General features: G+C 71.3%; 6 protein-coding genes. 2 read left to right on the plus strand and 4 right to left on the minus strand.

The genetic code is table 11. The features are described from left to right. Both DZF91_RS13285 and DZF91_RS13290 read right to left on the minus strand, forming a co-directional pair. Nucleotides 1-1,686: an alkaline phosphatase D family protein gene (locus DZF91_RS13285; protein ID WP_117357785.1), complete on the minus strand. Its 1,686-nt coding sequence runs from the start codon at nucleotides 1,684-1,686 to the stop codon at nucleotides 1-3. Between the two features lie 104 nt (nucleotides 1,687-1,790). After that, nucleotides 1,791-2,339 (minus strand): GNAT family N-acetyltransferase, encoded by a 549-nt coding sequence (locus DZF91_RS13290; protein WP_199486606.1) that lies wholly within the window; start codon nucleotides 2,337-2,339, stop codon nucleotides 1,791-1,793. Between the two features lie 144 nt (nucleotides 2,340-2,483). Here DZF91_RS13290 and DZF91_RS39755 point away from each other — a divergent pair, with 144 nt between their 5' ends. Beyond that, entirely contained in the window at nucleotides 2,484-2,639 is a 156-nt protein-coding gene (locus tag DZF91_RS39755; RefSeq protein ID WP_158587935.1) for a hypothetical protein, read from the plus strand. 489 nt (nucleotides 2,640-3,128) lie between these two features. On the opposite strand, the gene DZF91_RS13295 is transcribed toward DZF91_RS39755, so the two are convergent. Both DZF91_RS13295 and DZF91_RS13300 read right to left on the minus strand, forming a co-directional pair. Then, nucleotides 3,129-3,620, minus strand: coding sequence for a hypothetical protein (locus DZF91_RS13295; RefSeq protein ID WP_117357787.1), 492 nt, complete (start codon nucleotides 3,618-3,620; stop codon nucleotides 3,129-3,131). Between the two features lie 9 nt (nucleotides 3,621-3,629). Further along, nucleotides 3,630-5,507: an MFS transporter gene (locus DZF91_RS13300; RefSeq protein ID WP_117357788.1), complete on the minus strand. Its 1,878-nt coding sequence runs from the start codon at nucleotides 5,505-5,507 to the stop codon at nucleotides 3,630-3,632. A gap of 121 nt (nucleotides 5,508-5,628) precedes the next feature. On the opposite strand from DZF91_RS13300, the gene DZF91_RS13305 reads away from it, so the two are divergent. Then, nucleotides 5,629-6,366: a TetR/AcrR family transcriptional regulator gene (locus DZF91_RS13305; protein ID WP_117357789.1), complete on the plus strand. Its 738-nt coding sequence runs from the start codon at nucleotides 5,629-5,631 to the stop codon at nucleotides 6,364-6,366. Nucleotides 6,367-7,106 lie beyond the last annotated feature (740 nt).

The following is a 7,106-nucleotide window of genomic DNA, read 5'->3' on the forward strand; positions in this document are numbered from 1 at the left end:
TCACCGGGTGAGGGGGACCGCCGCCACCTCGGACAACTCGTTCGGTGCGGTGGGCGAGCGCCACTGCACGCGGCTCTCCCGCCCGGTCAGTTCGACCGTCGCTATCGCGTTGTCGAACCAGGGGCCCTCCGTGATGCGCCAGCGCAGCGGCGAGCGCGGGACGCGCGCCATCCGGGCGAGCCACCGGAACGGCACGCCCGTTCCTCGCACGCACGCGAGGCGGTTCGCCCACTGGAACTTGCTCGGAAGCGGATTCCGCAACGGCGAGCACACGACCTGCACGATCGCCGAGGACGCCTCCGGCGCGAGGACCCTCGCCAGGTAAGAGAAGTGGACGTCACCGGAGAGAAAGGCGACTGTGGCGGGCGCGGCCCCGCGCTCTCCGCGCGCGACGGCGATGACGTCGTTCGCGACCTCCCGGAACGACCGCTCGAACGCCGCCCAGTGCTCCAGGTCGGCCGCCTGCCGGACCTTCTCCCCGAGCCGGGCGGCGCGCGCGCCCCACGCCCCCTCCGCGACGGCCTCGTTCCACGACTCCGCGTGGTGGACGGCGGGCGCGAGCAGGTAGGGCAGGGACGACGCCACGAGCAGATGGTCGACGTCCCCCTGCAACTGCCCGTCCAGCCAGTCGAACTCCTCGTCGTCGAGCATTCCGCGCCGCTCGGGCGTCAGCAGCCGCGAGCACCGGCTGTCCACGACGACCAGGCGGGTGCGTCCCCAGTCGTGCGCGTAGCTCCAGCGCGCCGTGTCGGGCTGCCGGTCCGCGCGCTCGGCGAACTCGTCCAGGACGTCGCCGCTGTCGCCGCCACTCGCGGACGTCTCGCGTACGGCCGCCAGCACCTTGTCCGTGGCGCGCGCCTCGGGTGAGAGGTTGCCGAGGTGCTGGTACACCCAGTACGAGCTGATCCCCCCGACGATGCGGTTCCGCCACCAGGGCAGGTCCCACATCTGCTGCCGCCACGTGTAGGACGTGTTCCAGTCGTCGCGGATGTCGTGGTCGTCGAACACCGTGAACGTCGGCACCGTCGACAACAGCCAGCGCACGGCGGGGTCCTCGCGCCAGGCGAGCCGGTAGAGATGCGTGTACTCCTCGAAATCCGCGACCTCGTCGTCCGGACACGCGCCCGACGAGTCGGCGTGGTCCGACGTGGCGTCCCCGCCGCTTTCGCCACTCTGCGGGGTGACGCCCTCATCACCGCCGCGATGTTCACGCACGATCTCGCGCATGGCCGGGTCGAGTTCGTCCGCGTACACCTGGTCGCCGACCATGAGCAGGACGTCGGGCCACCCCGCGTCCGTGCGCACGAGGTGATGCGCCAACGCGGAGAGCGTGTCGAAGCCGTGCGCGTCGTCCCGGTCGGGGGAACGGCGACACGAGCCGAAGGAGACGCGCAGCGTGCCGGAGAAGTCGAGCGTGCGCAGCCGACTGGGAGGGAAGGCGGAATCGTCCTCCGGCCATACGCGGACGTCGTCCAGCCGCACTTCGTACGGAACGCGCGCACCCGGTTCAAGGCCCTCGACCTCGACAAGGCCGAAGTGATGCCCGTGGACGGTGAACGTCCGCGCCTCAGCCTCCACGTCCCCCGCGCGCACGAGCACCCGGCATGGACGGTCGGTCTCCACCCACACCGTCGCGGTGCGTTCACCGACATGCCGGAGGAGCGGACCCAGTACCAATGCGGTCATAACTCGCCTCTCTACTGGATGCCGGCCTTCCCCGTCCATGCTTTGCCAAGCTCGACTTCACCCGCGTCTTCGCCAGGTGGAGAGCAGCGCAAAGTCACCTTGCGTCAGGAGGCGGGAGGGCAGGGAACCCAATAGCGCAGCTTGATCCCCCGGCGGTCCTCCAGGACGCCGCCGTTCCTCTCGATGACCAACCGTGACGGAACGTTGTCAGAGTCACACGTGACGAGCACGTGCTCGATCCCGAGTCCGCGCGCGACGGGCAGGGCCGCGCGGAGCATGGCGCTCGCGTGCCCGCGACGGCGCGCCGAGGGGCGCACGTCGTAGCCGATGTGCCCGTTCGACTCCAGCAGCCAAGGCGTCAGGCGATGCCGGAGAGTGAGCCGTCCGATGAACTCGTCACCGTCCACCCACCACAGAATCGTCGTGGGCACATGGTCGGGTGGACGCGGCGTCTCCTCCAGCGCCAGCGAGCGGACGTGCCGAACGTAGTTGGCGAACGGTTCGGGCTCGTCCCACTGGCCGCTGTAGACGCGCAGGTCGCGTCCGAGCCAGCTGTCGTCCTCGGGGGCGCCGCGCCCCTCCGCGCGGAACTCGTCCATCGCGGCGAGAAACGACACCCGGACCCGTGCGTCCGGTTCGATCAATGCAGGCACGCCCCATTTCTACTAGGCACGCCCGACTGCCTGGGTGAGTGACGTCCAGGTACATGTACTCGCCCATGGTGGGGCTGACCCCACCATGGATTCGGGGTGCTGGTCCCATGTGTCCGTCACGTGCGGAAACCCAGAATTGGTGGCATGAGCCAGAACAGCCGCACCGAGGTCCGTCCGCGCCGAGCCGTCCTGATCGGCGCACTGGTCGGGACGGTTCTGATGGCGGGCGTCCTGCCTCCGCCGCCGAACCCCGTCCAGCACATCGCCCGCCAGGCGGTCGAGCGCCACGCCCAACCCTGACCCGCCGCCCCGTCCGATCAACGCCCATGGCCGCACCGCCGTACTCGCTGATCTGAGCCCGGCCGACGCCATGGGCACCCGACCCGCGACCGACAACAGCTCCCAGCGTCAGGGCAAGCACCGCCGAAACCGCCGAAACCGCCGAACAGCCGAACGGCAGAGCCGCCAAACCGCCGAGCCGCCAAACCGCCGAGCCGCCAAACCGCCGAGTCGCCAAACCGCAGAAACCGCCGAGCAGCAGAACCGCCGAGCAGCAGAACGGCAGAACGCCAGAACGGCAGCACGCCAGAACGGCAGAACCGGAGGCATGTACCTCCGGAGGCGGGAGACGTCTGACCTGCTGAGGAAGGTGGAGGAGCGGTGGCGGGCGCCGGAGGCGATCGGGAGCCTCGGCGAAGTTATCCACAGGTTGGGGACCGAGTTCCGCTCGGGGGCTCCGTCCGGTCAGGCTGAATGCGTACGGCCCGTCAGGGGGACGGGCCGCGGACTTCAGGACTTCCGGACGGGGGAGGGGTTCTCGATGGAGACTTCGCAGGTCATGAGGGTGGACCCGGCGCCCAGGGCGGCGGGGGAGACGTTGGTGGTATCGGCCGAGAGGGCGGCGTCCACGGCGTCGGTGGCACTCGAAGCGAGCCAGATGAGCGGGCCGCAGTCGGCCTCCCGAGCGGCGGCACAGCCGGCTCCGTCCTCCGAAGCGATGGCACAGGCGGCTCCGTCCTCCGGGTTGTCGTGGGTGTCCCGCGCGCGGTGTGCGGCCGGCGTCTCGTGGGCCCGCGCCACCGCTCCGGTGGAGAGGCCGCTGACCTCTCCGCCGCGGTCCGGCCCCGCGCCGGCTCCGGAGCCCGCGCCGTCGGCCGCCTTCACGGCGCCTGCCCCGCTCACATCCGAGGCCGCGGCCGTGTCGCTGTTCAAGGCGACGGCGGCGGCCTGGCTGCTCGCGGGGAAGGCCGCGTCCACCTCGGGGTCCGGGCGGACGGCCACTCCGGCGACCTACACGCCGTCTCCGACGAGCCCCACGACGCTCCCGTTCTCGCGGGTGCTCGAGGCGACCGAGGAGACCGCGTCGGCCACGGGGGCCGCGTCGCCCAGGCCGACCGCGTCGGCCGGGGCGACTGTGCCGGCCCTGGGGGCCATGGCGACCGCGTCCTCCGTGGGGGCCTTGTCCACCAAGGCGACCGCGTCGGCCGGGGGCACCAGGGCGACCGCCTCGGCCCCGGGGGTCGTGTCGACCGTGTCCTCCATGAGGACCGCGTCGGCCAAGGCGTCCGCGCCGGTCGGGGGGACCAGGGTGACCGCCTCGGCCCCGGGGGGCGTGTCGACCGGGCCGACCGCGTTGGTCGCGTTGGTCGCGTTGGTCACGGGGGCCGCGTTGGTCGCGGGGGCCGTGTCGGACGTGGCGGGGGTCGGGGGCGGCGTGCGCCGGCCGCGCAGGACGAACAGGGCGAGGACGGTGGCGGCGACGACTCCGGTCAGGCTGGCGAGGAATGTGGTGCCCATGGCCGTGGTGAAGGCGTCGCGGGCCTGGTGGGCGAGGGTGGAGTCGCCCGTCCGGGCGGCGACGGCGAGGGCGTCGCCGATCGACTCGCGGGCCTGGTCCGAGGTTCCGTCCGGCATCGCCGCCTTGTAGGAGCTGGTGAGGACGGTGCCGAGGAGCGCGACGCCGAGCGCGGCGCCCGCCTGTTGGATCGTGTCGTTCAGCGCCGAACCGACCCCGGCGTGCTCCGCGGGGACGGCGCCCATCAGGGCGCCGATGGTGGCGGGCATCGCCAGGCCGCTGCCCGCGCCCATCAGCACCAGGCCGATCGCGACGGGCCAGTAGCCGTCGCCCGGGGCGACGCCGGCGAGCGTCCCGAACCCGGCGGCCACGATGAGCAGGCCCGCGACCGCGGCGATCCGGTTGCCGAGCCGGCCGACCAGCGCGGCGCCGAGACCGTTGAAGACGAGCGCCGCGACCGCCACGGGGATGAACGAGACACCGGTCTTCAGAGGGGAGTAGCCGAGCACGAACTGCAGGTACTGGGTGAGCGCGAGCAGCAGGCCGCCGTTCCCGACCTCCACGAGGGTGAGGGAGAGGCTGCCGCCGGCGAAGTCGCGGTCGCGGAACAGGCGCAGCGGCACCATCGGCGACTTGACCCGGCTCTCCCAGATCCCGAAGCCGATCAGGGCGACGATCGCGATGGCGCCGCCGGTCACCGTCCGTCCGTCCACACCGTTCTTGGGGAACTCAATGATCGTCCAGACCAGCGCGGCCATCCCGGTGATCGACAGCACCATGCCCAGCGGGTCGGGCCGGCGCCACGGGCCGCGCGACTCCGGCATCAGGACGGCGGCGGCGACGATGGAGACCGCGGCGACCGGGACGTTGATCAGGAAGACCGCGCCCCACCAGAAGTGCGCGATCAGCACGCCGCCGAGGATCGGGCCGCCGACCAGTCCGGCCATGGACACCGCGCCCCAGGCCGCCATTGCCTTGGGTCGCTCGTCCTCGTCGAACACCGTGATCAGGATGGAGAGCGTGCTCGGAAGGACCAGGGCCCCGCCGACGCCCATCACCGCCCGCGCGGCGATCAGCATCCCCGGTGTCTCCGCGAGGGTGCCCGCCATCGAGGCGACGCCGAACAGCGCGAGGCCGATGATCATCACCCGCCGCCGGCCGAACCGGTCCGACAGGCTGCCCGCGGTGAGCAGGAGGCCCGCGAAGACCAGGATGTAGGAGTCCAAAATCCACTGGATGTCCTGCGGGCCCGCGCCGAGGTCCTCGGTCAGCGGCGGGATCGCCACGTTCAACGCCATGTTGTCGATGACCAGGACCAGGGTGCTCAGGCAGAGCACCAGCAGGATCCACCAGCGGCGTGGATTGCGGTTCATCTCGTCTCCCGGTGCGTACGGTGTTCGCAATGACGGGAACACCGTACGCATCGCGGAACGCTGTACGCAAGGGGGTACGGCGTGCGCTAGGCTGGGCTCGATCCCGAAAGGAGGGCCACCGATGGCCGATGAGCAGGTGTTCTCCTCGGTCTGGGCGCGTCCGGAGAAAACCCGGACCGCGCGCCCGACCCTGAGCCGGGAGCAGATCGTCACCGAGGCGATCAAGCTGCTGGACGCCGAGGGCGTGGAGGCGCTGAGCATGCGCAAGCTCGGCCAGGCGCTGAACGCGGGCGCGACGTCCCTCTACCGGCACGTCGCCAACAAGGACCAGCTCTTGGAGCTGGTGGTGGACGAGGTCTACGGAGAACTGTGCGTCCCGGTGCTGGAGAGCCCGGGCGAGTGGCGTCAGGCCGTCCGCGCGCTCGCCCACGAGATGCGCGCCATGCTCCTGCGCCATCCGTGGATCGCGCCGATCCTCGGCCTGGTCGGCTCGTCCTACCTCGGCCCCAACGTCGTCCGGCTGAGCGACGAGATGCTCGGCCTCCTCGAGGACGCCGGCTTCTCCCTGACGGAGGGCAACGCCACGGTGAAGTCGATGTTCGCCTACGTCATCGGCTGGACGATGTCCGAGGCCGCCTGGCTGCTCGCCCTCGCGCGCAGCGGCCAGACCGAGCAGGAGTGGCTGGAGCAGATGCGTCCCGCCATGGAACGCGTGGTCGAGACCCACCCCCGCCTGGGCAAGCTGTTCGAAGCCCAGAGCGAGGCGAACGCCGGGCGCGACACCACGGAGATCTCCGACGCCGAGTTCGACGCGGGACTGGACCGCTTCCTGGACGGCACCCGCCCCACCAACCACTGAGCCAGGTCATCAGCGCGCTTCTCGCACCCAGAAAACGAAAGGAGTCCTCCCGGCCTCCCACATGCGAGCACTCGTCCAGCAAACTCCCCAACCAGGAGCCCACCCACCACCCGCAAGCCGGCGCCCGTGTAACCAAGAAGCCCATGGGTTAAAGGCAAGGCCGCGCAAGACGACCGCACGAAGTGCATCAGCGATGCACAAGAGAGCCCGCCGAACCCGCTGCCTCGCCCAGCCCTGAACCAACTTCCGCGAAGCCTTGGACCACGCTTCCGCGCAGCCCTGAACCACGCTTCCGCGAAGCCTTGGACCACGCTTCCGCGCAGCCCAGCAGGCCCACCCTCACTCCCGGGAACCAAGGGGCCGAGGTATCCACGGCGACTGCGGGCCGAGGCGTCCAGGGCATGGGCCAAGGAGCCCACGGGCACCACGGGTTGGTGCCCCTTCCGTGCGGTCACGGGCCGATGCGGGCACAAGTACTGCGGGTCGAGGCGCGCACGCGGAGCGCGAGCTGAAGCGCGCACGCGACCCGCGGGCTGGGGTGACAGCGAGGGGCATGGGCCGCGGTGTCCAGAGGGACCGCGGGCCGAGGAGCCTACGGGCACCACGGGGTTGATGCCACCAACGGGATCACGGGCGATGCGCCGCCCAGTTATCGCAGGCCGTGCGCCCACGCGACCACGGGCCGGGCATTTACGCGGACCGCGGGCCGGGCAATCGCGCGGACCGCGGGCCGGGCATTC

Origin of the sequence: Actinomadura logoneensis (assembly GCF_003428695.1) — a bacterium.
In the GTDB taxonomy this organism is placed as follows: domain Bacteria; phylum Actinomycetota; class Actinomycetes; order Streptosporangiales; family Streptosporangiaceae; genus Spirillospora; species Spirillospora logoneensis.